The 24,672-nt window shown below is 36.3% G+C and carries 21 protein-coding genes and 1 other annotated feature; of the genes, 13 read left to right on the top strand and 8 right to left on the bottom strand.

The window, feature by feature from the left end; genetic code table 11:
- The first annotated feature begins 138 nt into the window (after nt 1-138).
- Complete coding sequence (murC, locus tag BQ6100_RS16245; protein WP_075982625.1) at nt 139-1,434, top strand: UDP-N-acetylmuramate--L-alanine ligase; 1,296 nt, start codon at nt 139-141, stop codon at nt 1,432-1,434.
- Nucleotides 1,435-1,752: 318 nt separating this feature from the next.
- Here murC and BQ6100_RS16240 read toward each other — a convergent pair whose 3' ends face one another.
- A complete protein-coding gene (locus tag BQ6100_RS16240) occupies nt 1,753-2,868 on the bottom strand; it encodes an aminopeptidase (RefSeq protein ID WP_075982624.1) in 1,116 nt (371 codons plus the stop codon).
- Between the two features lie 216 nt (nt 2,869-3,084).
- Here BQ6100_RS16240 and BQ6100_RS16235 point away from each other — a divergent pair, with 216 nt between their 5' ends.
- Genes BQ6100_RS16235 through ytxJ form a run of 3 tightly spaced genes read left to right on the top strand, consistent with a single transcriptional unit; the run spans nt 3,085 to nt 4,392 of the window.
- Complete coding sequence (locus BQ6100_RS16235; RefSeq protein ID WP_075982623.1) at nt 3,085-3,552, top strand: DUF948 domain-containing protein; 468 nt, start codon at nt 3,085-3,087, stop codon at nt 3,550-3,552.
- A 25-nt stretch (nt 3,553-3,577) separates the two neighbouring features.
- Nucleotides 3,578-4,018, top strand: a complete 441-nt coding sequence (locus tag BQ6100_RS16230) for a YtxH domain-containing protein (protein ID WP_075982622.1) — start codon at nt 3,578-3,580, stop codon at nt 4,016-4,018.
- 35 nt (nt 4,019-4,053) lie between these two features.
- Complete coding sequence (gene ytxJ / locus BQ6100_RS16225) at nt 4,054-4,392, top strand: bacillithiol system redox-active protein YtxJ (protein ID WP_075982621.1); 339 nt, start codon at nt 4,054-4,056, stop codon at nt 4,390-4,392.
- A 58-nt stretch (nt 4,393-4,450) separates the two neighbouring features.
- On the opposite strand, the gene BQ6100_RS16220 is transcribed toward ytxJ, so the two are convergent.
- Nucleotides 4,451-6,643: a cell division FtsA domain-containing protein gene (locus BQ6100_RS16220; protein ID WP_075982620.1), complete on the bottom strand. Its 2,193-nt coding sequence runs from the start codon at nt 6,641-6,643 to the stop codon at nt 4,451-4,453.
- 334 nt (nt 6,644-6,977) lie between these two features.
- On the opposite strand from BQ6100_RS16220, the gene BQ6100_RS16215 reads away from it, so the two are divergent.
- Nucleotides 6,978-8,054: a bifunctional 3-deoxy-7-phosphoheptulonate synthase/chorismate mutase gene (locus BQ6100_RS16215; RefSeq protein WP_075982619.1), complete on the top strand. Its 1,077-nt coding sequence runs from the start codon at nt 6,978-6,980 to the stop codon at nt 8,052-8,054.
- 201 nt (nt 8,055-8,255) lie between these two features.
- Nucleotides 8,256-9,260, top strand: coding sequence for a catabolite control protein A (ccpA, locus tag BQ6100_RS16210; protein WP_075982618.1), 1,005 nt, complete (start codon nt 8,256-8,258; stop codon nt 9,258-9,260).
- An 88-nt stretch (nt 9,261-9,348) separates the two neighbouring features.
- On the opposite strand, the gene BQ6100_RS16205 is transcribed toward ccpA, so the two are convergent.
- The 3 genes from BQ6100_RS16205 to BQ6100_RS16195 are packed head-to-tail and all read right to left on the bottom strand — an operon-like array spanning nt 9,349 to nt 11,841.
- Nucleotides 9,349-10,521: an acetoin utilization protein AcuC gene (locus BQ6100_RS16205; RefSeq protein ID WP_075982617.1), complete on the bottom strand. Its 1,173-nt coding sequence runs from the start codon at nt 10,519-10,521 to the stop codon at nt 9,349-9,351.
- Entirely contained in the window at nt 10,518-11,165 is a 648-nt protein-coding gene (locus BQ6100_RS16200; protein ID WP_075982616.1) for an acetoin utilization AcuB family protein, read from the bottom strand. Before BQ6100_RS16200 ends, BQ6100_RS16205 begins: the two co-directional genes overlap by 4 nt.
- A 43-nt stretch (nt 11,166-11,208) precedes the next feature.
- A complete protein-coding gene (locus BQ6100_RS16195) occupies nt 11,209-11,841 on the bottom strand; it encodes a GNAT family N-acetyltransferase (RefSeq protein ID WP_075982615.1) in 633 nt (210 codons plus the stop codon).
- Nucleotides 11,842-12,072: 231 nt separating this feature from the next.
- On the opposite strand from BQ6100_RS16195, the gene acsA reads away from it, so the two are divergent.
- A complete protein-coding gene (acsA, locus tag BQ6100_RS16190) occupies nt 12,073-13,791 on the top strand; it encodes an acetate--CoA ligase (protein ID WP_075982614.1) in 1,719 nt (572 codons plus the stop codon).
- A 76-nt stretch (nt 13,792-13,867) separates the two neighbouring features.
- Here acsA and BQ6100_RS16185 read toward each other — a convergent pair whose 3' ends face one another.
- On the bottom strand, nt 13,868-16,747 hold the full coding sequence (locus BQ6100_RS16185; protein WP_075982613.1) for a transglycosylase domain-containing protein: 2,880 nt from the start codon (nt 16,745-16,747) through the stop codon (nt 13,868-13,870).
- 145 nt (nt 16,748-16,892) lie between these two features.
- Nucleotides 16,893-17,119, top strand: a binding site (T-box leader).
- Between the two features lie 69 nt (nt 17,120-17,188).
- Here BQ6100_RS16185 and tyrS point away from each other — a divergent pair.
- From tyrS to BQ6100_RS16170, 3 genes are all read left to right on the top strand, one after another.
- Complete coding sequence (gene tyrS / locus BQ6100_RS16180; RefSeq protein WP_075982612.1) at nt 17,189-18,448, top strand: tyrosine--tRNA ligase; 1,260 nt, start codon at nt 17,189-17,191, stop codon at nt 18,446-18,448.
- A gap of 195 nt (nt 18,449-18,643) precedes the next feature.
- On the top strand, nt 18,644-19,183 hold the full coding sequence (locus BQ6100_RS16175; protein WP_075982611.1) for a hypothetical protein: 540 nt from the start codon (nt 18,644-18,646) through the stop codon (nt 19,181-19,183).
- A gap of 13 nt (nt 19,184-19,196) precedes the next feature.
- Nucleotides 19,197-20,708 (top strand): flotillin family protein, encoded by a 1,512-nt coding sequence (locus tag BQ6100_RS16170; RefSeq protein WP_075982610.1) that lies wholly within the window; start codon nt 19,197-19,199, stop codon nt 20,706-20,708.
- Between the two features lie 170 nt (nt 20,709-20,878).
- On the opposite strand, the gene BQ6100_RS16165 is transcribed toward BQ6100_RS16170, so the two are convergent.
- Together BQ6100_RS16165 and BQ6100_RS16160 are read right to left on the bottom strand one after the other, a co-directional pair.
- Nucleotides 20,879-22,030: a tyrosine-type recombinase/integrase gene (locus tag BQ6100_RS16165; protein ID WP_235816538.1), complete on the bottom strand. Its 1,152-nt coding sequence runs from the start codon at nt 22,028-22,030 to the stop codon at nt 20,879-20,881.
- A gap of 83 nt (nt 22,031-22,113) precedes the next feature.
- Complete coding sequence (locus tag BQ6100_RS16160; protein WP_075982608.1) at nt 22,114-22,788, bottom strand: hypothetical protein; 675 nt, start codon at nt 22,786-22,788, stop codon at nt 22,114-22,116.
- A 465-nt stretch (nt 22,789-23,253) separates the two neighbouring features.
- Here BQ6100_RS16160 and BQ6100_RS16155 point away from each other — a divergent pair, with 465 nt between their 5' ends.
- From BQ6100_RS16155 to BQ6100_RS16145, 3 genes are all read left to right on the top strand, one after another.
- On the top strand, nt 23,254-23,553 hold the full coding sequence (locus BQ6100_RS16155; protein ID WP_075982607.1) for a helix-turn-helix domain-containing protein: 300 nt from the start codon (nt 23,254-23,256) through the stop codon (nt 23,551-23,553).
- A 12-nt stretch (nt 23,554-23,565) separates the two neighbouring features.
- Nucleotides 23,566-23,892 (top strand): hypothetical protein, encoded by a 327-nt coding sequence (locus tag BQ6100_RS16150; protein ID WP_235816537.1) that lies wholly within the window; start codon nt 23,566-23,568, stop codon nt 23,890-23,892.
- Between the two features lie 165 nt (nt 23,893-24,057).
- The gene (locus BQ6100_RS16145; RefSeq protein ID WP_075982605.1) at nt 24,058-24,669 is read left to right on the top strand and encodes a CHC2 zinc finger domain-containing protein; all 612 of its coding nucleotides are present in this window, start codon (nt 24,058-24,060) and stop codon (nt 24,667-24,669) included.
- The last annotated feature ends 3 nt before the right edge of the window (nt 24,670-24,672 follow it).

The raw sequence follows: 24,672 nt of genomic DNA, 5'->3' as shown, positions 1-24,672 counted from the left end.
GTATTTATTTCTTATTATGGTATAATATCTAAATATGATAAATGCTAGTTACAGTGTTTTGATATTCTGTTGTATGAGCAAATATAGTTAAATGTCATATACTGTTTTACAGATAGACGCATGTGGGAGGTTCTTTATATGACTATTTACCATTTTGTGGGGATTAAAGGTTCTGGAATGAGTGCTTTAGCACAAGTTCTTCATGATATGAATTACGAAGTACAGGGATCCGATATTGAAAAACATTTTTTCACACAGGTCGCCCTTGAACAATCAGGTATAAAGATCCTTCCCTTTCAAAAGGAAAATATACAACCTGGAATGACAATTATTGCGGGTAATGCTTTTCCAGATACTCATGAAGAGATAGAGGAAGCAACTAGACAAGGTCTTCCAGTAATACGTTATCATCGTTTTTTAGGCGATTTTTTGCAGAATTTCACAAGCGTTGCCGTTACTGGGGCACATGGAAAAACATCAACAACTGGGCTTTTAGCACATGTTATGGGAGGCGCAAGGCCAACTTCCTTCCTTATCGGAGACGGAACAGGGAAGGGAGAGGAGGATGCGCATTATTTTGTATTTGAAGCATGTGAATATAGAAGGCATTTCCTATCCTATTTACCAGATTATGCAATCATGACGAATATTGATTTTGATCATCCTGATTATTTTGCCAACATTGAAGACGTGTTCTCAGCTTTTCAGGAACTGGCATTACAAGTCAAAAAAGGCATTATTGCCTGCGGGGATGATGAACAGCTTCAAAAAATTCAGGCGAAGGTTCCTGTTCTTTTTTATGGATTTGATGAGGAAAACGATTTTCAGGCAAGAAATGTCGTTAAATCAACAGAGGGTACAACCTTTGATGTTTTTGTTCGCAATAATTTCTTTGATAGCTTCTCCCTTCCTACATTTGGGGATCATAATGTATTAAACGCTTTAGCAGTCATTGCCCTTTGTCATTATGAAGGAATCAAAGCTGATATTGTAAAAAGCCATCTTATGAGCTTCCAAGGAGTAAAAAGGAGATTTACTGAAAAGAAAGTTGGAAATCAAATACTTATTGATGATTATGCCCATCATCCAACTGAGATTCGGGCTACCATAGATGCAATTCGTCAAAAGTATCCAGATAGAAATGTAGTGGCAGTATTTCAGCCTCATACATTTACACGGACACAAACCTTTTTACAGGATTTTGCAGACAGTTTGAATCTGGCTGATAAGGTCTTTTTGTGTGAAATATTTGGTTCTGCAAGAGAAAATCATGGGAAGCTTACAATTACTGATTTACAAGCTAAAGTACCTGATTCGGTTGTCATAACCGAGGATGATACTTCCCTATTAAAGGATTTTGCAGACAGTGTAATTGTATTCATGGGTGCAGGGGATATTCAAAAGTTCCAGGAAGCCTATGAAAAACAACTTTAATAAAGAAAAGAGGGTCATTCCAAATAGCGATATTTGCAAGTGACCCTCTTTTATTTGTTGAGCTGCAATATAAAGTCGGTCCAACTATTTGAGCTGTTTCTTGTCAATCGGACAGGAAATCTGTAATTAGCTTTAAAACAACCTTAAAAATTGAAATTATCGGACAGAGGATCCGTTACTGGCCTTAAATCAGCTGAAAAAGGGTGATTTTGTGGCGGTAGCGGTACCAAGGTCCGATAGACTTCAGAAAAACGGCTTTTTAATATTAGTAACAGAATTTAGGGTCCGATAAGATAAGCAGATTAAACGGTGCCTTTCTTATTTTAAATTCTCTGGATTTAATGGTTCTAGTTCAGGGACAACAAAGCGACCATCTTTCCTAATTAATACATCATCAAAGTAGATTTCTCCGCCACCATACTCTGGTCTTTGGATGTTAACCATATCCCAATGGATGTTTGAATGGTTTCCATTGAAGGCATCATCATAGCATTGACCTGGGGTAAAGTGGAAGCTTCCATCAATTTTTTCATCAAATAGGATATCCTGCATAGGCAACTGAATATAAGGATTAACTCCAATGGCAAATTCCCCTACATAACGTGCACCTTCATCAGTATCAAATATTTTATTGATGCGTTCTGTATCATTGGATTGAGCATCGATGATTTTACCATCTTTAAAGGTGAGTTTCACATTTTCAAATGTAAATCCTTGATAAGGAGATGGAGTGTTATAGGTAACCACTCCATTGACAGAATCACGTACAGGAGCTGTGTAAACCTCACCATCTGGAATATTCATTTGCCCAGAGCATTTTATCGCTGGTATGTCTTTAATAGAGAAGGTTAAATCTGTACCTGGTCCTGTTAAGCGAACCTTGTCCGTTTTGTTCATTAATTCAACTAAGGCATCCATGGCTTTATCCATCTTGCTGTAGTCTAAATTACATACATTAAAGTAAAAGTCTTCAAACCCTTCAGTGCTCATTTTCGCTAATTGAGCCATTGAAGGAGTCGGGTAGCGAAGAACGACCCATTTTGTTTTAGGAACGCGGATATCTCTATGTACTTTTTTACCTATCGTACTTCCATGGATTTTCATTTTATCATCTGGAACATCGGCATGTTCATTTATGTTATCTCCTGAGCGAAGACCTATGTATGCATCCATTTGACTCATTACATTTGCTTCAAAATCTGCTATCAAGTTAAAATGCTCATCACTTGCACCAAGGAGAAGCTCACGATCCACCTGATTATCCTTAATCAAAACGAATGGAAATCCTCCAGCTGCATAGGCTTCCTTCACTAATGCCGTAACTAATTCCTTTTGTAAACCAAAGTTTTCAATTAGGACCTTTTCACCCTTTTGAAGACGAATAGAATAATTAATCAAATTTTTTGCCAATGTTTCAATTCTTGGGTCTCTCATTCTAAATCTCTCCTAAATATATTTTTCAATCACATCTTTTATTGTAACCGAAAGAGATAAAATTGTTGAATGATTGAATCAAATGATTTTTATGATAATATTTTCTTAGGAGTATTACCATTTGTTTCATGAGTTTGAAATGGACAGGCTACAATGGAAAAATGATGAAAAGTAAAAATGTAAAAAATTTTCGTACAACAACGGAGGTGCCAAGGCTTGATTATTATTCTTTATTTAAGTGTTGCATTAATCGCAATTGCTTTCTTTATTCTCGTTATTTATCTATCAAAGACGTTAAAATCTTTACAGGGGACATTAGAAAGTGTTTCTGAGACATTAGGAGGGCTAGAAAAACAGCTTGATGGGGTAACGCGTGAGACAACGGAACTTCTTCATAAAACAAATGAATTAGCTGAAGATATTCAAAAAAAATCAGAGAGTATCAATAGTGTATTTGATGCGGTGAAGGACGTAGGATCTTCCATTAAAGGTTTTAATTCCTCTATTCAAAATATAACAAAGTCAGTTCAAGACCAGGTTGAACAAAATAAAGATAAAATTACTCAGGTTGTTCAATGGAGCAATATTTTTCTTGAATTAAAGGATAAATGGAAATTGAAAAAACAACAAACAATAGAAAGTGATAAGCAGAGGGAAAGAAGAAAAGTAAGGGATCAAGCATAAGTTTTCTAAATGGAGGAGATTTTCAATGTCAAATTCAAAAAAGTCAAAGAATGCTTCAAATGGTCAGTCAAAGGGTTTTATGGCTGGTGCCGTAATTGGAAGTGTAATCGGTGCGGGGATAGCGCTTTTCCTTTCGCCTAAATCTGGGAAGGATTTAAGAAAGGATATTAGCAATGAAGTATCATCCTTGAGGGAAAAGACAGAGCAATTACGTGAATCAGCTGTTACAAAAGGATCTGAATTTATGGAAACAGCAAAGAAAAAGTCTCAATCTTTAACTGAAACTGTCACCAAACAATCATCTGACTTAATCAATAAAATCAAGAAAAATGAACCTCAAGACGTTTTAGATGATGAAAATGATGACATTGTCATACAATTGAATCCTGAAGATGATCAAATTCAGCAGATGCTTGATGAAACAAAAAGGGCTTTTGATGAGACAGAACGTCATTTGAACCATTAGAATTTTTTCTGCTGAAAACAAAGGGGGAAATATGAATGAAGAAAATTGAAACAATCGAGGAGTTTGAACAAATTCTTCAAGAAAAAGAGTACTTTTTCTTTTTAAAGCATTCCTTAACATGTCCAATTAGTCAGGCCGCTTTTGAGGAATACGAGAATTTTTCTACTGATCAAAATGACGTAGCTTTTTTCTACTTAGCTGTTCAGGAGGCTCGTCCGTTATCGAATGATATTGCAGAGAAATACGAAATAAAACATGAATCTCCTCAAGCCTTCCTATTTGTCAATAAAGAGGTTTCTTGGCATACCTCTCATCGAAAGATTACATATGAGACGCTAAAGAATGCTTTGGAGGAAAATGTAACAAAGTCATAATGGGGGGTTTTTTGTAATCCCATCACAAAACTAGTAATAGAAAAAGGGGCTGAATGAATCAGCCCCTTTTGTTTACTTGAACATTACCTGAGTGTTGATTTTGTTGATTAGGCCAAATGATTTCTAATTTATCACCAGGGGCGATTTTATCATGAAAGCCAGCCTGTTTGTTATTCCGCAATAATTGAAATATCCCGTTCGCTTGGCTAGGAATTTCAAATTTGACATGATTAAATAAGTCTTGGAAAATAAAGGGTTCAATCCGTTTATTAATCAATGTTAAGTGATCGCCATCATGTATAATATCTGTTTCTTTTAAACTTTCCTCCCCTCTCATAAAATTAGCAAGCTGCTTTACTAACAAGATTTCTTTTCCATTAAAGTAAACTGGAATGGATTGAGAAATCATTATCTGCTTCATATTAGCAAGCTCTTTGACTGTTGGATTCTTTTTATGTTCAATGATGATTTCGTCTAAATGTTCAAAGCTGCTTTGAAGCCTCGCTTCTATCCCATTTTTAAAAATTTTTCCCGAGAAGGCAGGTATGAAGGTCTCCTTCTCATTAATCTTTATCCGGAACGGTCTTAATTCTGCAAGCAATTCTCTTAAATCCAATGATTTAAGAAGAGATTCTATCGTATCTTGAAGTGTGACTTGTATTTGATCCCTGTCTTCTAATGGATAGTCTGATGCTACCTCCTTACCATTGCAAAGGAGCTTTGCCACTACCTCGTATTCCTTACCATTAATCATAATTGTTTTCTTAGGAACATCACCAATTAAATCGCTGATGATTAATGAGGCCTTTTTTCCATCTTTCCCTTTTTCCACAATAAGTTGGTCGCCGTTTTGGATTTGGTCATCAAGGGAAGAGATCCCTCCATTTCTCCAAATCATTGGAGGCTGACCGTGTTCTCCAGGTATTGTGATACTTTGCCCATTTACAATAACAATTTTTGCTAACCCAGGCTTCCCATATAGTTTATTCATTTTTATACCAGCAGCAAGGAGACAGTCTCCAACTGTTAGTTTTTTTACTTCAAATAAGCGAACAGGCTGTTCGTTAACGTAGACAGTAATGTATTGAACGGGTGATTTTTTTGCTGCTATGGCAATCCCAATTGGGGTCACTAGTTCCGGCCCTCTTGTAATATGGTCAGCTATAGTTAAAGAAGAAATCGCATCTATTCCTCGAATCGCTACCCGATTTGCTGGCAAAGACAATCTTTCCGCAATTCTAGCAGGTAATTCTGGTGTTTGACTGCCCCCTCCAACGAGCATCACGGCCTTCGGAGGTTTACGGTTGTTTAGCTTCATTATTTCTTCACATATCGAATCAGCCAGTTTGTTAATCGCGGGAGATATCTCGGAAATGACATCCTCTTTCGGTACTTCTGTTTCAAATCCAAGAATGTCGGTGACTGTAATCGTCTCTTGTGTTAATAATTCTCTCTTGGCTTTTTCTGCTAATGGAAAATCTAAAAGATATTGATCACTAATGGCTTCTGTGATTTCGTCTCCTGCAATTGGCACCATTCCATATGCAATGACTGTCCCCATGTCTGTAAGTGCAATATCAGAAGTACCAGCGCCAATATCAATTAACGCGACATTTAGTCTTCTCATCGAGGGAGGAATTAGGACGTTAATCGCGGCAATAGGTTCAAGGGTTAGTGCTTCCATCTCTAATTCAGAACGATTCAAAGCTGCTATTAAGGATTCAACTACAACCTTTGGTAGAAAGGTTGCGATAATTTCAACTGAAGCCTCATCCCCTTGCTGATCAATTAGGCTCCCAATTTCTTCTTCGTCTAGTCGGTAATATAGCACGGAATACCCAACACAAAAATAATAATGACTATGATCATTTTCGTGTTTTTCAGCAACAGCTGATTGGGCAAGCTGTACAGCACTTAATTCAAGATGAAGAATATCCTGTTTTTGCATCATTGGTTTTCCATTAATATTTACAGATACCTTTGCCCTTTCTGTTTTTAATGCTCTTCCTGCAGCAGCCACACTTACCTTTTTTAATGGACCATGTTCTTTTTCTAATTGATTTTTTATATCAGTGATTACTCGGGAAACGGCGAGAACATCATGTATTTGGCCATCTAGCATGGCACGTTCCGAGTGCTCCTTAGCTAAAATATCAACGACGTGAAATTGTGAGTCGTGCTCCTCTAATATGATTCCAACTACTGAACGTGTTCCTATATCAAGTGCAAATAGTTTCTTTTTTTCGGGCAAATTGATACACCTTCTTTTTATTTAGACTCTGATAAATTTGAATGTTCATTTCTGCACTAATCAACATGTCTTGAAAATCAACAATAAACTTTATCATCGCCATTATTTACTAGGCATAAATACTTTAATGCTTAAAAGCGTTTAATGAATGAAGTAAATTATTCGTGACATTCAGAATCAATTCATATATAATAACTCTAATTATATAGAAAAATGTATCATATTTTGAGTGGTCGTGAAAGAATAATAGAAGGAAATAATTGCAATCCTAAGCTTTGCCACTCCCTGAAATTATTTCAATCGACTAAATTCTATTCGAAAGGGCTGGGAAAAAATGAGTAATAATGAACTTGATCAACTTCGTAATCGTGTGGATGAACTTAATGTAGAGCTTTTACGCTTAATTAATGAAAGAGCTTTGCTAGTTCAGGAAATAGGCCGTGTAAAAGAAACTTCAGGTGTCAATCGCTATGACCCTGTTCGTGAGCGCCAAATGTTGAACTTGATTAAGGAGAATAATGACGGTCCTTTTGAAGATTCTACAATCTTGCATATTTTTAAACAAATTTTTAAGGCTGGGTTAGAATTACAAGAGGATGATCATCGTAAAGCGTTGCTTGTTTCACGTAAGAAAAAGCCAGAAAACACAATTGTTAATATTAAAGGGATACAAGTGGGTGACGGTTCACAGCATTTGATTTTCGGACCTTGTGCAGTTGAATCTTATGACCAAGTGGCAGCAGTAGCAGAATCAGTAAAAGCGAAAGGATTGAAGCTTTTACGTGGAGGAGCCTTCAAACCTAGAACGTCACCATATGATTTCCAAGGTCTTGGTTTAGAAGGATTGAAAATATTAAAAAGAATTGCTGATGATTTCGATTTAGGAGTTATTAGTGAAATTGTTAGCCCTAACGATATTGAAACAGCAGTAGATTATATCGATGTAATCCAAATCGGTGCTAGAAACATGCAAAACTTTGAACTATTAAAAGCGGCAGGTCAAGTGAATAAGCCAATTCTTTTAAAACGTGGTCTGGCTGCAACAATTGAAGAGTTCATTAATGCAGCGGAATATATTATGTCACAAGGAAACGGCCAAATTATCTTATGTGAACGAGGTATTCGTACTTACGAACGTGCTACAAGAAATACATTAGATATTTCTGCTGTTCCAATTTTAAAACAGGAGACTCATTTACCTGTTCTAGTGGATGTCACTCATTCCACAGGAAGAAAGGATCTTCTATTGCCTTGTGCTAAAGCGGCTCTTGCAATCGGTGCTGATGGTGTAATGGCAGAGGTTCATCCAGATCCAGCTGTTGCTTTATCCGATTCAGCTCAACAGATGGACTTAAAACAATTTGATGAATTCTATAAAGAATTACAAGCATCTCAATATGTAAGAGTTTAATCTCTATTTTAGAAAACCTTCTGCTAAATGCAGAAGGTTTTTTACTTTTTTGTAAAAAAAGAGTGGATACCATTGCACGATGAAAAGCAGTGGAGTAAGATTATACATAATTATCTTTTTTTAGAAGATATAGACTAGCAATTCTGTATATGAAGTACAATAGAAATAATGAGAGCGTTTTAGCAAAGAGGAGTGTAGACCTTGAATATTACAATATATGATGTAGCTAGAGAAGCAAACGTGTCTATGGCAACCGTTTCAAGGGTTGTAAATGGGAATCCAAATGTGAAACCTGCAACAAGGAAAAAAGTATTAGAAGTAATAGAAAGACTTGGTTATAGGCCTAATGCAGTGGCTAGAGGCTTAGCAAGTAAGAAAACGACTACTGTAGGTGTTATTATTCCTGATATTGCAAGTCCATTTTTTGCAGAGCTAGCAAGAGGAATAGAAGATATTGCTACGATGTATAAGTACAATATTATTTTAAGTAACTCTGATCAAAATAAAGATAAAGAACTGCAGTTATTAAATAATATGCTTGGAAAGCAAGTGGATGGAATAGTGTTTATGGGTGGGAATATTACTGAAGAACATGTAGCTGAGTTCGAAAAATCCCCAGCGCCTATTGTGTTAGCCGGTTCTATAGAAGAAACGAAAAAGATTCCTTCCGTTAATATTGACTATGAAAAGGCAGCATACGACGTGGTCACTGACTTTATCAGTAAAGGTGATAGGAACATTGCCTTTGTAACAGGACCTCTTCATGAACCGATTAACGTAGCTAAAAAATTAAGTGGATATAAGCGTGCCTTAGAGGAAAATGGTATAGATTACCACGAAGAATACGTTTTTGAAGGTGATTACACGTATGATTCAGGTATAGAAGCAATTGAGTATTTAATTGGATTAGAAGAAAAGCCTAGTGCAATCTATGTTGGATCAGATGAAATGGCACTTGGTGTTATCCACGGAGCCGAGGATAAGGGATACAATATTCCGAAGGATTTTGAGGTAGTTAGCTCTGATAATACAAGATTATCTTTGATGGTTCGACCAACACTAACGACAGTTGTGCAGCCATTATATGATATCGGTGCTGTTGCGATGAGATTGTTGACGAAATATATGAATAAAGAAAAAGTGGATAATCATATTGTTGTCTTGCCACATCGTATTGAATATCGTAACTCAACAAAAAATAAATAATAATGGCTGACTATGAATGGCACCCCCAATTACAACAAACAATTGGAGGTGCCATTCATCAAGTCAGTCTTTTTTGTTATTTATTAAATTAAAGTGACTCTGCCTTTGTCTTTTTTCTAATAGGATAAAGAGCTTTGCTTACTGTTAGGGCATTCTTTTCAGTGATTTCCGCTTTTCGAGGGATTTCAGGATATAAATCGCTAGGATCATCCCAGTATAAAGGAAGTTCTACTGGAGATTTAGGTTGCCATGTTTGAATCCATTCAGTAGGAAGTTTCCCCTTACTGTTTGAGTTTTCTGTCATCTCTAACCATATAAGTGCCCAAGCACGTGGGACAACTCTCCAAATATCATATCCCCCTCCTCCTACAGCAATCCAGCGACCCTCACAATATTTATGTGCTAATTCATGAGCCAATCTGGGAATCTCACGATATATTTTCATTGTTGCTGACAAATGGGTTAATGGATCAAGGTAATGAGAATCTGCACCATTTTGAGTTAATATAACATCTGGTTTGAAGAACTCTGCAACTTCTCTAAATGAGGTTTGGTAAGCATCTAACCATGATTCGTCCTCTGTAAAGGCATCCACTGGAATATTAAAGGAATAGCCGTATCCTTTTCCTTGGCCTCTCTCATTCACATTTCCTGTCCCAGGAAATAAATATCGACCAGTTTCGTGGATGGAAAGGGTGCAAACGTTCGGATCGTCATAAAAGGACCATTGTACTCCGTCTCCATGGTGAGCATCTGTGTCAACATATAATACACGTGCATGATACTTCTCTTGTAAATACCTTATGGCAACAGAGCTATCATTATAGATACAAAAGCCCGATGCTTTCCCCCGAAATCCATGATGGAGTCCACCGCCAAGATTCAATGCATGATTTGCCTTTCCAGACATTACATAATCCACAGCCGTTAATGTGCCCCCGACAAGCAGGGAGCTTGCCTCATGCATATTAGGGAAAATTGGGGTATCTTCAGTTCCAATGCCATAATTTTCTGCGCTCGCTTCATCTAACTGCCCGTGACCAGCCATACGGACAGCATTTACATAACTAGGGTCATGAATTAAGTGAAGCTCCTCTTCTGTTGCAGATCTTGGTGTAATAATCTGACTATCAGTAATTGCATCTAAGCTATTTAATAAATCCAATGTAAGTTTTAAGCGAATTTGATCAAAGGGATGATTGTTTCCAAATTTATAACTAAGTTGTTCTTCTGAAAAAATAAATATGGAATTCTGTTTCATAGAGTTATCCCCGGTAAATTTGGCCATAGAACATGGTGACCTGCCTTTTTAAGCTCTTCTATTAAACTTACAGGATTCATTGTTTGAACTCTAATGACAATAATTTTATGATTTACATCGTGCTTGTCAGGATAAACGAGGACACTAAGAACGTTGGCCTTCTTTTTATTAAAAACAGAAAAAATATCACAGAGAACTCCAGTTTTATGAGGGACCTTAATCTCAATTTGTGAGCCTGGTTGATTAGCACCAGTTAACTCTATTAAAGTGTGTAACAAATCTGCTTCTGTCACTATTCCTACCAATTGTTTATCATTTATTATGGGAACGCAGCTAATGCGATTTTCATAGAAGACGGCTGCAATTTCCTCCACAAAATCTAAGGGGTGCCCAGTAATTAGATTTGTTTTCATAATTTCTTCTATCGGTCTGTTTAGATCTTCTTTATGCTCCTCCGAGTGAAAGATGGATGGTGTTGCATCTCTAAGATCGGTATCGGTTACAATTCCAACAATATGGTTGTCTGTATCTACAACAGGAAAATGGCGAATACTTCTTTCTCTCATTAATTGTAGCGCATCTTTTATCGTACTTTTAGGCGATAATGTGGCTAAATTTGTCTGCATAATTTCTTCCACGATCATCACTTAATCCCCCTTTGCTTTCTATTACTAATCAGATTGAATTTTAGTACATAAATCGATTCATAAATCTTAATGCATCAAATTTTTGAACTGACTCATTTGGGATTCTTTTTCCAATTCTAGCCATTAGGCAATTGGCTGGATGCGAGCTAATCTCAGGGTCATCGGTTGCATACCATTGTAAACCACCGGCATTCATCATTTTTTCCATAACTTTACGGTACTCCCAAACATTTAAGCCTGTACCTTTCAGATCCCAATGCCAATAGTACTCAGTTGTGATAATAATATAATCTTCCATTGCATCATCCATCATGGATACCATAAGTAAGTTTTTCCCAACGGAGCAGCCTCGAAATTCAGAAATGACTTCAATTGCACCCAATTCAATCAAATCCTCCATTTTTCCTTCAGACCACCGTTCAAGTGGATCTGGGTAGAGGTAAGTTACATAGCCAACTACTGTATTGTTATGTCTTGCTATTATGATTCTTCCTTCTGGTAGGCCAGCAATTTCAATGAGAGCTTTATGCTGCTGAGCGGGCTGTCTAAATGCAACCAGTCCCTCATGAAATTCCAAATCAGCCAGGACTTCTGGTTTGATTGGCCCTTCAATTATTAAATCTCCATGGGGAGTTTTAAGCTTTTTTGCATTATAGGTTTTAATATGTTCCATTTATTCACCACCTAATTTTATACAATTAGAATATTAGTTATATTATACATAAAAACTATTAACAGAAAGCCCTTTCATTTAATTTTTTTGTTATATATGGAAATATTTTGTGACAATTTTCGAATTATTTAAATAACTTTTAAATTTTCTTGGAAGAATATTTAAAAAATTGAAAAAATAGTTTATAATAGAAAATGTTATAAAATTGTCACAAAAGGGGGATGTATGTTTATGAAATTGGAAGCGCTACCAGTTATTAAAGGGGATTTCAACTTAGAGAACTATGAAGAAATGTATAGTAGACATGATTGGAAGGATACAGAGGAGAATTTTTCTTGGTCTAGTACCGGTCGTGTAAACATGGCATACGAAGCTATTGATCGTCATGCTGAAACTTATAGAAAAAATAAAATTGCTTTATATTATCGTGATGATAAAAGAAATGAGAAGTACACTTTCAAGGAAATGAAGGAATTGTCCAACAAGGCAGGAAATGTATTAAAAGCATATGGAGATGTTGAAAAAGGAGATCGTGTTTTCATCTTTATGCCAAGGTCACCAGAGCTATATTTTACAGTACTTGGTGCGATTAAGCTTGGGGCAATTGTTGGTCCTTTGTTTGAGGCATTCATGGAAGGAGCAGTACGTGATAGATTAGAAGATAGTGAGGCAAAAGTATTAGTTACAACACCTGAATTATTAGATCGGGTTCCTTACAATGAACTACCAAATTTAAAACACATCCTTATCGTTGGAGATTCTGTTGAAGAAAATGAAATTTTCGTAGACTTCAATAAAAGATTTCAAGATGCAAGTAATAAGTTAGATATTGAATGGGTTGATCGCAGAGATGGCCTAATCCTTCACTATACCTCTGGTTCCACTGGAAAACCAAAAGGAGTTCTTCATGTCCATAATGCAATGATTCAGCAATATCAGACTGCAAAATGGGTTTTAGATTTGAAAGATGACGATGTATATTGGTGCACAGCTGACCCTGGTTGGGTAACTGGTACTTCTTACGGAATTTTTGGACCTTGGTTAACAGGTACTTCAAATGTAATCATCGGCGGACGATTCAGTCCAGATGGATGGTATAAAATGATTGAGGACTTCGGTGTTACTGTATGGTATAGTGCACCAACTGCCTTCCGTATGCTCATGGGTGCTGGAGACGAAGTAATTAAAAAATATAATTTAAGCAGTCTTCGTCATATTTTGAGTGTTGGTGAGCCGTTAAATCCAGAAGTTGTTAGATGGGGAATGAAGGTGTTCAATCTTCGAATCCATGATAACTGGTGGATGACGGAAACTGGAGCACAACTAATTTCCAATTATCCTTGCATGGAAATTAAACCAGGCTCCATGGGTAAGCCAATTCCTGGCGTTCAAGCTGCTATTGTAGATGATCAAGGGAATGAGCTTCCACCATATCGAATGGGGAACCTTGCTATTAAAAAAGGCTGGCCATCTATGATGCATACAATTTGGAATAATCCGCAAAAATATGAATCTTATTTCTTACCAAATGATTGGTATGTTTCTGGGGATTCAGCCTATATGGATGAAGATGGATATTTCTGGTTCCAAGGAAGGGTGGATGATGTCATCATGACTTCTGGAGAACGGGTAGGACCATTTGAAGTTGAAAGTAAGCTAGTTGAGCACCCGGCTATTGCTGAAGCTGGAGTAATCGGTAAGCCAGATCCAGTCCGCGGAGAAATTATTAAAGCTTTTGTAGCTCTCCGTGACGGCTATGAACCATCGGATGAATTAAAAGAAGAAATTCGTAATTTCGTTAAAAAGGGACTTGCTGCTCATGCTGCACCTCGTGAAATTGATTTCCGCGATAAATTACCAAAAACACGTAGTGGAAAAATTATGCGTCGTGTCTTAAAAGCTTGGGAATTGAACTTGCCTACTGGTGATTTATCAACAATGGAAGATTAAGAGCAATAATTAAGAGGCTATCCTATCAGGTATTTGAACCTTATAGGATAGCCTCTATTAGATTTAAAATATTTTTTTAAGTATCTTGACTTACTTCTTCTTCATCTTCCCCAGTATTTGGGTCGTTGGGTTGATTTTTATCAGGGTTTTTATTAGGATTTTTATCTGTGTTCTTACCTGTATTCTTCTTTGGGTTTGTATCCTTTGACGGATTCTTTTTTGAACCTATTTGAATTACCTTCGATGGTGGTGATTCATTCCCTGCGATATCTACTGCAGTAACATAGTAGGTTCCATTTCCACCCTTAAATGATAGAGTATCCCCAGCTTTAATACTAGCAACCTTCTTTGTTCCATTGCTTGTAGAATAGACACGATAACCAACAATATCGCTTTCAGGATGTTTTCCCCACGAAATGGTGTTTCCTGAGGTAGATAATCTTATGGAAGAAGGCTTCTTCCCATTTTCGCTTAATTTAGCTTCAGGTAAGATTATATTTCCCCATTGTTCATCCTTTGGAAGGTACTGTGTAATGTTAGAATTGCTACCTAGTAATTTTTTAATATATTCCTGGTCTAAGATTATGCCAGACTCAGTAAATTCACTTGGAGTAGAATCTAAGGCTAAATATTTTTTCTTGCCTATGATGACAAATTTTCCTTCTCCAAAACCGCCATCATCCCCTTGTTTCGGAAGGAATTTAGCGTTGAATAAATCAGTTTTAACTAACCCAGCTTTTGAACAGGCTTCAGTTGGTAATTGTCCTGTCAAGCCGCAAATAGAGCGAGTGACAATTCCTCCAGGCATTTTAAATCTTTCGGAAGGGTCAACTATATTAGGTGCAACATCATAGGCTGCGTTCATTAAGTCGGCCCATAAGAAAATGTTCCTTACCCCATAGGAGAGTCCTTGATAGGATTGTTCCAGTGGTGTAGGTGTATCATACCCTGTCCAGACGCCAAAGGATACATTTGGATTAACAGCAACGAACCAGGCATCTTTATAATCCTGTCCAGTTCCTGTTTTTCCAGCCCAATCTGAAGAGAATTTAAGTCTGCCGTTGAGTGATGCAGCTGTACCTCTTGTGACGACATCACGCATCATATCTAGAGTTAAATAAGCAGTTTGTGGACTAAATACCTTCACTTTGTTGACTTTATGCTTATAAATCGTTTTTCCGGTTTTATCTACAATCTTGTCTATAAGGTATGCATCAATAAATTGGCCAGAATTTGCAAATGTGCCAAAGGCATTGACGTTTTCTTCGACTGTTACCCCATTCGTTAATCCACCAAGTGCTAATGAGCGAGTGGTATAATCGGCTTCAGTTAAAGAGGTGAATCCCATTTTCTTAAGATATTCTGCAGGTCGTTGATCTAATATATCAACATAAGCTTTTACTGCAGGAACATTGTATGATCTTGTTAAGGCTTCACGAGCGGTTACTAAACCATGATAGCCACCTCCATAGTTATGTGGCCATGGTGCACTGCTTGCAGGATTTAAACTAAGCGGTATATCAGGCAGAATAGAACCTGGTGATAGGGTGCCTAGTTCAAAGGCTGGACCGTAGACTAACAATGGCTTCATCGTAGACCCATTTGGTCTCTTCGCGCTCATCGCATGATTGAGCTGCTCACGCTCAAAATCCCTTCCTCCAACAAAGCTTAGGATTTTTCCGGTTTTATTTTCTATTAGAATGGCACCTGTTTCAACAGGCTCTTTTACAACCTTTTCTTTTCCTGTTTCAGGATCCTCTACCGTTCTAGTGATGCTGCTACCATAGTAAGGATATTCATCCTTCACCTTTTGCATCTTATCAAAGATTTTTTTATTTATCGTAGTATGAATTTCATAACCATTTTGCCGAAGATTTCGATCAGCCAAAGTAGAATATTCTTCATATAAATCATCGTCTTTTTGTAAATCTTCTTCTTCATAACCATCTTTTTTTGCAAGAATAGTAGTTAAAATGTCTACTGCTCGTTTCTCTATTTCGGCTGTTAGCCATGGGTATTTTTCCTGAGGGCTTGAGCTTGATTTTATAAAGTCTTTGGTAATATCATAGGCGACTGCTTTTTTGTAATCACTCTCCTTGATATACCCGTTATCTAGCATTCTTTTTAAAACAGTTTTCATTCTGGTTAAACCTGGTTCAAGATTTTTCTTTATTTCTCCTTTATTGGTATAAGGGGTATAGCCAAAAGGACTTTGTGGGAGCCCGGCAATAAACGCAGCTTGTGGTAAGGTTAATTTACTAGCATTTACTCCAAAAATCCCTTTAGCAGCTGACTGAACTCCTGCAATATTTCTGCCAGAGGAATTTCTCCCGAAGGTTGAAACATTTAAGTAAGCTTCTAAAATTTCATTTTTATCAAAAAATTGTTCTAGTCTTAATGCTAATAGAATTTCCTTCGCTTTCCTTTCGAAGGAAACTTCATTTGTTAAGATTTGGTTTTTGATTAATTGCTGAGTCAGTGTACTTCCGCCGGACTGTACGGATGAATTGCTAACTTCTTGAAAAAGTGCACGAAAAATGGCTTTTGGGACAACGCCATCATGTTCAAAAAAGTATTCATCCTCTGTGGCTACTACTGCATTAACTAAGTTTTTAGATACTTGGTCTAGCTTTACTTCCTCACGTTCGAGATCTGTGCGGAGTTTTCCTAAATATACTTTATTGGCAAAATACAATTTCGATGTCTCTTCGTAGTTGTATATATCTTTTTTCATACTTTCATAGGATCGGATCGGTTCTTTTTTTACGAGAGAAGCAAAATAACCCGCTCCAACACCACCGGCGAATGCACCACCGATTAAAATAACAATTAGAAAAATAAGCACTAAATTCCAAAAAACTTGAAAGGAAATATTGGCTCTTTTAATTGTTTTTTTATTTGTGAAATACTGGAGAGTCGACCTAATTCTATCATTCCAATTATGATTTTCTTTCATTTATATCAAACCCCCTAAAATCTTATTCATTATAGCATAAACCTGAGTAAAGTTTGACTAGCATCATTTTTTTCTTAAATTTTCTAGTTGTCATTTGACAGATGAAAGGTCTTATGGTAAAAATATTTTAATCAAATGATATATGTATTAAGCAATGATGGGAATCCAGTAGTGCTTCTATCCCTGTTTCAGAAAGCTGGCGGCTGCTGCAAGCCAGTACATATAGAAGAATGAATTACCTCCCTAAGCTTTCACCAACGAATCTAGTTTCTTGGTAGTAGTGGTGAACGGGAATACCGTTATCTATTTTAAGCGGAGGAAGAAAATTCCTCAAGTTGGGTGGTACCGCGATTTTGATAAATCGTCCCTTCGATTCATTTCGAAGGGACTTTTTTACGTGAAAAAGGAATGAACAGCAGGTCTCAAAAGGAGGAAATAAGAATGGATTTATTGCAGGAATTAAAGTGGAGAGGGATTATCTATCAACAAACCGATGAAGAGGGAATACAAAAAACACTGGAAGAGGAAAAAATTTCATTATACTGTGGGGTCGACCCAACAGCTGACAGTATGCATATTGGACATTTATTGCCATACCTCACATTAAAGAGATTCCAAAACGCAGGACATCGCCCAATTGTGCTTGTAGGTGGTGCAACTGGTCTAATCGGAGACCCAAGTGGAAAGAGTGAAGAAAGAAAACTTCAAACTCTTGAAGCGATTCAGCATAATGTAAACGGGATAAAGAAACAATTACAAAGTATTTTTAGCTTTGAAGGAGAGAATGGGGCCATCATGGTCAATAACTACGACTGGGCAGGCTCCATGGATATCGTTACCTTCCTTCGTGACTTTGGAAAGCATGTAGGGATCAACTATATGCTTGCAAAGGATACCATTGCCACGAGATTAGAAACAGGAATTTCATTTACTGAGTTTACCTATACCATTCTCCAAGCAATGGATTTCTACCACTTATATAAAAATCATGAATGTAAGATGCAAATTGGTGGAAGTGACCAATGGGGAAATATTACAACCGGACTTGAATTAATTCGTAAAATGGCACCTGAAGGATCCAAAGCCTTTGGTTTAACCATTCCGTTAGTAACAAAAGCTGATGGAACAAAGTTTGGTAAAACCGAAAGCGGAGCGGTTTGGTTAGATCCTGAAAAAACATCACCATATGAATTCTACCAATTCTGGATTAATACAGCAGATGCGGATGTTGTGAAGTACTTGAAATTCTTTACCTTCTTATCAAAAGAAGAAATTGAAGCATTAGAAGTTTCTGTTCAAGAGGAGCCACATTTAAGAAAGGCCCAAAAGGCACTCGCTGAAGAAATGACAAAAATGATTCACGGAGAAGAGTCGTTAGCGCAAGCAATCAAAATTTCGACGGCTCTCTTTAGTGGAGATGTTAAAAATTTAACAGCATCAGAAATTAAACAGGGCTTCAAAGATGTTCCGTCCTATGAGCATACTACTGGTGAAGACATCGGCATCGTTGATTTGCTTGTTGCAGCAAAAATCAGCCCATCCAAGCGTCAGGCACGTGAGGATGTGACCAATGGGGCTGTGTATATAAATGGAGATCGCATGACAGATTTGGAGTATGTAATCAATAATAAGGATCGGATTGAGGGTCAGTTTACAATCATTCGTCGTGGGAAAAAGAAGTACTCTTTAATTAAATATTAAAGATTCTACCGGGAATCAAAAAGGGAAACAGGCCAGTTTAAATTTGGTCTGTTTTTTGTATATTCCTTAGGGCTTTTTTAAAATTAGCTGAGTAAATATTTTGAATCTTTTCAGCATTTTTGTCGTATAAACAGAATAAGAAAGGAAATATTCTGGTTCTGATAAAATAATTAACTATATTTAAGGAGGTGTAAAATGGAGTTATTTGGGAATTCAATTGAAATTATTTACTTTTCTATGTTAGTTATCTCAGGTTTGATTACGCTACTTTATCTATTCTTTGGTGATGTTTTGGAAGGGACAGGAGAAATTTTGGGCTTTCTCAGCCCAGCGCTAATTTTAGCCTTTGTCACATTTTTTTCGGCGATTGCTTATTTACTAGAGCTTTTCACATCTTTCAACCATACTCTCGTTATTATTATAGGAGTAGTGGGAGCATTCATACTAGATTCTATTTTAAATATCTTTATTCTTATCCCTCTTTCTTCAGCACAGGAATCCCTTGCATATTCGACCAACTCATTAAAAGGAAGAGTAGGTAAAGTAATTATATCTATTCCGAAAGATGGCTTTGGCGAAATAGTATTACATAATAAAAGTGGCACCATTTCTAAACCTGCTGCAAGCTTTCATCACACAAACATAAAAGAGGGGCAATCCGTACTTATTATCGAGGCGCGTGATGGGGTAGTATATGTTACCCAGCATGAATACTCAGAAGACATATTTTTATAGAGGAGGAACTTAGATGTTACCCATATTAATTGTAGGTGGTATTGTTGCATTTTTATTAATTGCTCTTATTGCTGTTTTTATAACAAAATACAGGACGGCAGGTCCGGACGAAGCCCTTATTGTTACAGGGAGTTATTTAGGTAGCAAAAATGTTCATATTGATGAGTCTGGGAATAAAATTAAGATTATTCGAGGAGGCGGGGCATTTATTTTGCCCGTTTTCCAGCAAGCCGAACCATTAAGCTTATTATCAAGTAAATTGGAGGTTACTACACCTGAAGTATATACGGAGCAAGGAGTCCCGGTTATGGCAGATGGAACAGCAATTATTAAAATTGGCGGTTCAATCGAGGAAATTGCTACCGCAGCTGAACAATTTTTAGGTAAAAGAAAAGAAGACAGAGAAAATGAAGCGAAAGAGGTACTGGAAGGACATCTTCGTTCCATATTAGGTTCTATGACAGTCGAAGAAATCTATAAAAATCGCGATAAATTTTCTCAGGAAGTACAGAGGGTTGCTTCTCAAGATTTAGCAAAAATGGGACTTATCATCGTTTCGTTTACGATTAAAGATGTCCGCGATAAAAATGGATATCTCGATTCTCTCGGAAAGCCAAGGATTGCACAAGTAAAGCGAGATGCGGATATTGCAACAGCAGAGGCAGAAAAGGAAACACGGATCAAGAAGGCTGAGGCGGCAAAGGATGCGAAAAAGGCTGAGCTAGAAAGGGCAACAGAAATCGCTGAGGCGGAGAAAGTAAATCAAATGAAAATGGCTGATTACAGACGAGAACAAGATATTGCTAAAGCCCGCGCAGACCAGGCCTATGATTTAGAAGCAGCAAGAGCTAAGCAAGAGGTAACTGAACAGGAAATGCAAATTAAAATTATTGAGCGTCAAAAGCAAATTGAGTTAGAAGAAAAAGAAATTTTGCGTCGTGAGAAACAATATGATTCAGAAGTGAAAAAGAAAGCAGATGCTGATCGTTATGCTTTGGAACAGGCTGCCACAGCTAATAAGGTTAAGGAAATCGCGGAGGCAGATGCAAATAAATATAGGATTGAATCATTGGCAAAAGCAGAGGCTGAAAAAGTACGATTAGCTGGTTTAGCGAGTGCAGAGGCAGAACGGGCAAAAGGGGAAACAGAAGCGGAGGTTATTAGGTTAAAGGGGATTGCCGAGGCTGAAGCCAAGCGGAAAATTGCAGAAGCGTTCGAACAATTTGGTCAGGCTGCGGTTCTCGACATGATTGTTAGAATGCTCCCTGAATATGCAAAAGAAGTCGCCAGTCCTCTTTCAAATATTGATAAAATTACCGTGGTGGATACCGGTGGAAGTGGAACTCAAGGTGGCGCCAATAAGGTCACAGGCTATGCTACAAATCTAATGTCAACTTTGCAGGAATCTTTAAAGGCTTCTTCAGGAATTGATATAAGAGGATTATTGGAGAACTTTTCCGGAAAGGCAAATCCTAATCAGTTATATAAAGAGGAGACTATCGAAAAGGAAGAATTACAAGGCTAAAAAGGCAACAAAAAACCCTAGACCTTTGATATAAAGGTCTAGGGTTTTTAAATACGCTATTTACAAATCGTATTAATTAACGAGAGTAGAACTCAATAGTCCTACAAACCCTAGTGTTTTCAAGGCTTGAGACGGTTATATTGAAAACCTCCCCCAAAACCTCCCCCAGATTAAAGTTGTATTGCTTGGCTAAATGCAATGACTGACTCTTCTTCCATTTCTTTAACGATATGACCGTAAGTATTAAAAATCATTTGTGGGGTATTTCCTAAACGATCAGCAATGACATTAACAGGTAATTTTTGACTCATCAAAATCGTCGCATGGGTATGGCGTAATCCATGTGGAGTTATTCGTTTTAAGTTAGTTTTTTTGATGATTCGATCAAAACTATACTTTAATGTGTTTTCTCCTGTCGGAGTTCCTGATTGGTGAGAGATAAAAATAAAGTCATTATCTGATAAGTGTTTACCAAATGTAAGTTTTGTCTCTTTGCACCAAGTACGGTATAACTTTAATTGATTAATTAAGATATTATCAACTAAAATATTCCGATAACTATTTTTCGTTTTAGGCTCCCGATCTCCTTTTTTATCTCTTGTACTATTGATAGTAATTACTTTATTATCAAAGTCAACATTATCCCATGTTAATCCCAATGCTTCGCCTCTTCTAGCCCCTGTATAAGCTAGAAGCAAGATGAGGGTATAATTAGTAATGTTTTCCAATTCCTTAGCAGCTATAAGAAATTCAGATAATTCCTTCGCTGTTAGAAAATTGTCGTTTACCTCTTCAACTGGAATGGATATTTTATTAAATCGATTACGTGGGATAATTTCATTATCAACTGCTGCATTTATAGCAACTTTAAAAAGCTTGTGAAATAAACGGACTGTACTTGGTTCATAAAAATCCAAGAGTTTATTAATATATACTCGTTTATAGGTAGCCTTGTCTAATTCGGCTAACTTGTATTTTCCCAGCATTGGCTTCATTTGATATTTGATAGCATTTTCTCGTTGCAATTGTGTTGTGATTTCCCAATCAATTTTATGTGTTTCAAACCAAATATCAAGCCATTCAGAGACTGTTAGATTAGAATTCTCCACTCTCTTTACTTCACCATTAAGAATACTAGCCTTCACTTCAAGTAAGGCGCGATATGCTTCATTTTCGGCTATAAATCCTTGTTGAGACTTTTCTCTACGTATTCCTAGAGAATCATAATATTTATAACGGTAGCACCATAATTTTTCATTTTTAGTATTAAAGTAAAAATATAAATTTTTATCTTTCTTTGTTTTGTATATTTTCTCTTTCATAAATATCTTCCCTTTCATGCGTGGACAGACGCTTTATGGGGGACTGATATTAAACGGCATCACCTCCTTTAATTAAGTAGTTGTCATTCAAAACCGTTTTCATTAACTCTTAGATTAATGGCTTTAATAACATTTTCAATAATATTTACTATGTTCTCTGCAGTCTGTTTGTCTGTTTTAGTTGAAGTATTTACAATTTGCTTCCTTAGATTAATGGTGTTCACTAAATCGGTATAAAATGATTCAGCTGTAATATCATAACCCAAATGTATTTTTAATCCGGACTCAAGCTTTTCTCTTAATGAAAGACCTTCAAGGTATTCTGAAGCCCACTCAGGTTCAGCGCCGTTTCTTATTATAGATTTTGCTATTATTTGATCTAATCTTAGTTCAAGTGCATAAAAGGCTTCTGTACATACATTAAAGAAAGTAATTTCATCTAGTAGTTGGTCAGGAGTTTTATTTATAATTTCCTTAGCATGATCTAGATAAGCATCATATAAGTTAATTTGAATGACTTTTCTTTTATCTAATGTTGGTTCTTCGTTATAGATTTCCTCAAATTCCTCTTTTGATATAGTTGGCCAAGAACGAGGATCTTGATAATCTTTTTCTATGCCTTCAATAAAAACTCCAAATAAATCATAAAAATGTTTAAACTCTTCGGAATTCATAATCTCTTTGGTGCGACTGCTGCCTTTATATTTACCCTCTAAAAATCCGGGGAACTTTTCTTCTATTTTTAAGAGTGAAAACATTAATGGATTTTCTACTAAAGTGAAGATGCTTTTAATATCTTCAGGGGCTTTTTCTACAAATGCGGCCCATGATAACTTTTTGACATCACCTCCAGTTACCTCCGCAATGACCGTATTTACCTCATCGGATGCAGGTGGTGTTTCCCCTCTGACTAATTGGCTTATATAGCCCTGCGAAACTGACTTTCCTAATTCTTTACATCTTCTAGATATCTCTCTATGGGATAATCCACTATTTACAATATAGCCATTTAATAATTCATAGTAACTTTTAATTTTGGTTGCACCTCCAAATTATTTCAATTCCATTATAACCATTTTTTGAAGAAAATTGAAAGATAAATATTAATCATTTTAATGAATAATTAATATTAATTAATCAAAAAGGGTTGACAGAAAGGTGATTAATAAATATCATTCAATGTGAGAGATAAAAATTAATCAATTGTATTGGGGTGAAACATAATGGGTAATCAAAATGATTGTAATCAGCAATATCACTTGATATTAAAATCAGCTGTTAAGGAAAGTGGCTGGAGTATGAGGGAGATATCTAGACGCTGCAAAAAGAACGGAGTGAGTCTTTCTCAACCGTATTTAAGTAAATTATGTACAGGTGAAGTACCACCTCCTTCCGATAAGTTAAACAAAGTATTAGGAGAGCTGCTTTCAACAGTCTCATCTGTAACTAAAGATGAATTACTTGTCGCAGCATATATAGAAAGAATTCCTAAAGAAGTATTACAAAAATTAAAGGAGAAATGATAATTAAGTTTGATGAATTGGCTAATTCAGTTAGTTAATTTAAACAAAATAGGGGGAACAACGAGAATGCAAATTGCACAGATAAAAGTTGATGTTAATCAAGATGAAATTAGAAATTATATTAATCAAAAGCTTGAGGAATCTATAGAAGAAACACTATTTACTTGGGATGTGGAACAAATGGTTAAACGAACTTGCATGAGCAGATCATTTTTAGATCAGGAGTTTTTGCATGATCCAAGAATGAAATTATTGGAGAGAAGAAAAGAAAAAGGTAAGAGGTTTTGGTTTTATGAAGAATCAAAACGTGTTATGAGGGAAATTATGGATGAATGGTAAAAATCAATAAGGTAAAGACAACTAGATACAGAGGTAAATAGAAAAACAGAAAAACAAAAATAATAGCGTGGACAGACGTGATAAAAGATTGATTTTTAATTTTGAAAGGGTACAACAGAGGGGAATTTGTAAGTTTGCAATTAAAACTAGAGATGTGGTGATAATTTGTCCGTTATTGAATTAATCAAAGATACCATTTCAATAGTAGATGCACTAGAACAATATACCGGGATAATTATTAACTGTAACAAAGTAAATCGAAAACAATTTAACATTCGTTGTCCATTTCATAACGATAAAAATCCTAGTTTTACCGTTTATACCCAAACGAACACTTTTAGATGCTGGGCAGGATGTAATGATGGAAATTCTGGTGATGTTATAGACCTTGTTAGATTATCTACAGGTGAAGATACAAAAGGAGCCATTAAAATATTAACCGCCGATTTTGGACTAAAAAATCCAAGTAGTGCGCAGTCAAGGGAATGGCAAAAGAAAAAAGTCATTCGTGAGCAATCAAAGGCAATTCAAAAGGGATTAGATAAAAAGGTAAATAATACTATGTTTATTCTAAAAAAAATTGAAAAGGAAGTGATGACTACTCTATCAACAATTAAAACGATTGAGGACTTAGATCGTTCTGGTGATTTGTATCATGTATTAGTACAAATAGAATACTGGCTTGATTGTTTAGTAGAATCTGATCCAGTTATACAAATTCAAACATTGGAAGAAGTTAACCACTTCCTTAGTAAGGTGGGTATGAAAGCAGGGTGATTT

The organism is Bacillus massilinigeriensis (assembly GCF_900117315.1).
GTDB classification, from domain to species: Bacteria; Bacillota; Bacilli; order Bacillales; family Cytobacillaceae; genus Bacillus_BE; species Bacillus_BE massilionigeriensis.
Note: the sequence above shows the minus strand (reverse complement) of the source record. Positions and strands in the feature narration are given on the sequence as shown.

Bases quoted from the DNA above. Each gene is read 5' to 3' on its own strand.
- murC (WP_075982625.1), top strand. From the start codon at position 139: ATGACTATTTACCATTTTGTGGGGATTAAAGGTTCTGGAATGAGTGCT.
- BQ6100_RS16240 (WP_075982624.1), bottom strand. From the start codon at position 2,868: ATGAGAGACCCAAGAATTGAAACATTGGCAAAAAATTTGATTAATTAT.
- BQ6100_RS16230 (WP_075982622.1), top strand. From the start codon at position 3,578: ATGTCAAATTCAAAAAAGTCAAAGAATGCTTCAAATGGTCAGTCAAAG.
- ytxJ (WP_075982621.1), top strand. From the start codon at position 4,054: ATGAAGAAAATTGAAACAATCGAGGAGTTTGAACAAATTCTTCAAGAA.
- BQ6100_RS16215 (WP_075982619.1), top strand. From the start codon at position 6,978: ATGAGTAATAATGAACTTGATCAACTTCGTAATCGTGTGGATGAACTT.
- BQ6100_RS16205 (WP_075982617.1), bottom strand. From the start codon at position 10,521: ATGAAACAGAATTCCATATTTATTTTTTCAGAAGAACAACTTAGTTAT.
- BQ6100_RS16200 (WP_075982616.1), bottom strand. From the start codon at position 11,165: ATGATCGTGGAAGAAATTATGCAGACAAATTTAGCCACATTATCGCCT.
- BQ6100_RS16195 (WP_075982615.1), bottom strand. From the start codon at position 11,841: ATGGAACATATTAAAACCTATAATGCAAAAAAGCTTAAAACTCCCCAT.
- acsA (WP_075982614.1), top strand. From the start codon at position 12,073: ATGAAATTGGAAGCGCTACCAGTTATTAAAGGGGATTTCAACTTAGAG.
- BQ6100_RS16185 (WP_075982613.1), bottom strand. From the start codon at position 16,747: ATGAAAGAAAATCATAATTGGAATGATAGAATTAGGTCGACTCTCCAG.
- tyrS (WP_075982612.1), top strand. From the start codon at position 17,189: ATGGATTTATTGCAGGAATTAAAGTGGAGAGGGATTATCTATCAACAA.
- BQ6100_RS16175 (WP_075982611.1), top strand. From the start codon at position 18,644: ATGGAGTTATTTGGGAATTCAATTGAAATTATTTACTTTTCTATGTTA.
- BQ6100_RS16170 (WP_075982610.1), top strand. From the start codon at position 19,197: ATGTTACCCATATTAATTGTAGGTGGTATTGTTGCATTTTTATTAATT.
- BQ6100_RS16165 (WP_235816538.1), bottom strand. From the start codon at position 22,030: ATGAAAGAGAAAATATACAAAACAAAGAAAGATAAAAATTTATATTTT.
- BQ6100_RS16160 (WP_075982608.1), bottom strand. From the start codon at position 22,788: ATGTTTTCACTCTTAAAAATAGAAGAAAAGTTCCCCGGATTTTTAGAG.
- BQ6100_RS16155 (WP_075982607.1), top strand. From the start codon at position 23,254: ATGGGTAATCAAAATGATTGTAATCAGCAATATCACTTGATATTAAAA.
- BQ6100_RS16150 (WP_235816537.1), top strand. From the start codon at position 23,566: ATGAATTGGCTAATTCAGTTAGTTAATTTAAACAAAATAGGGGGAACA.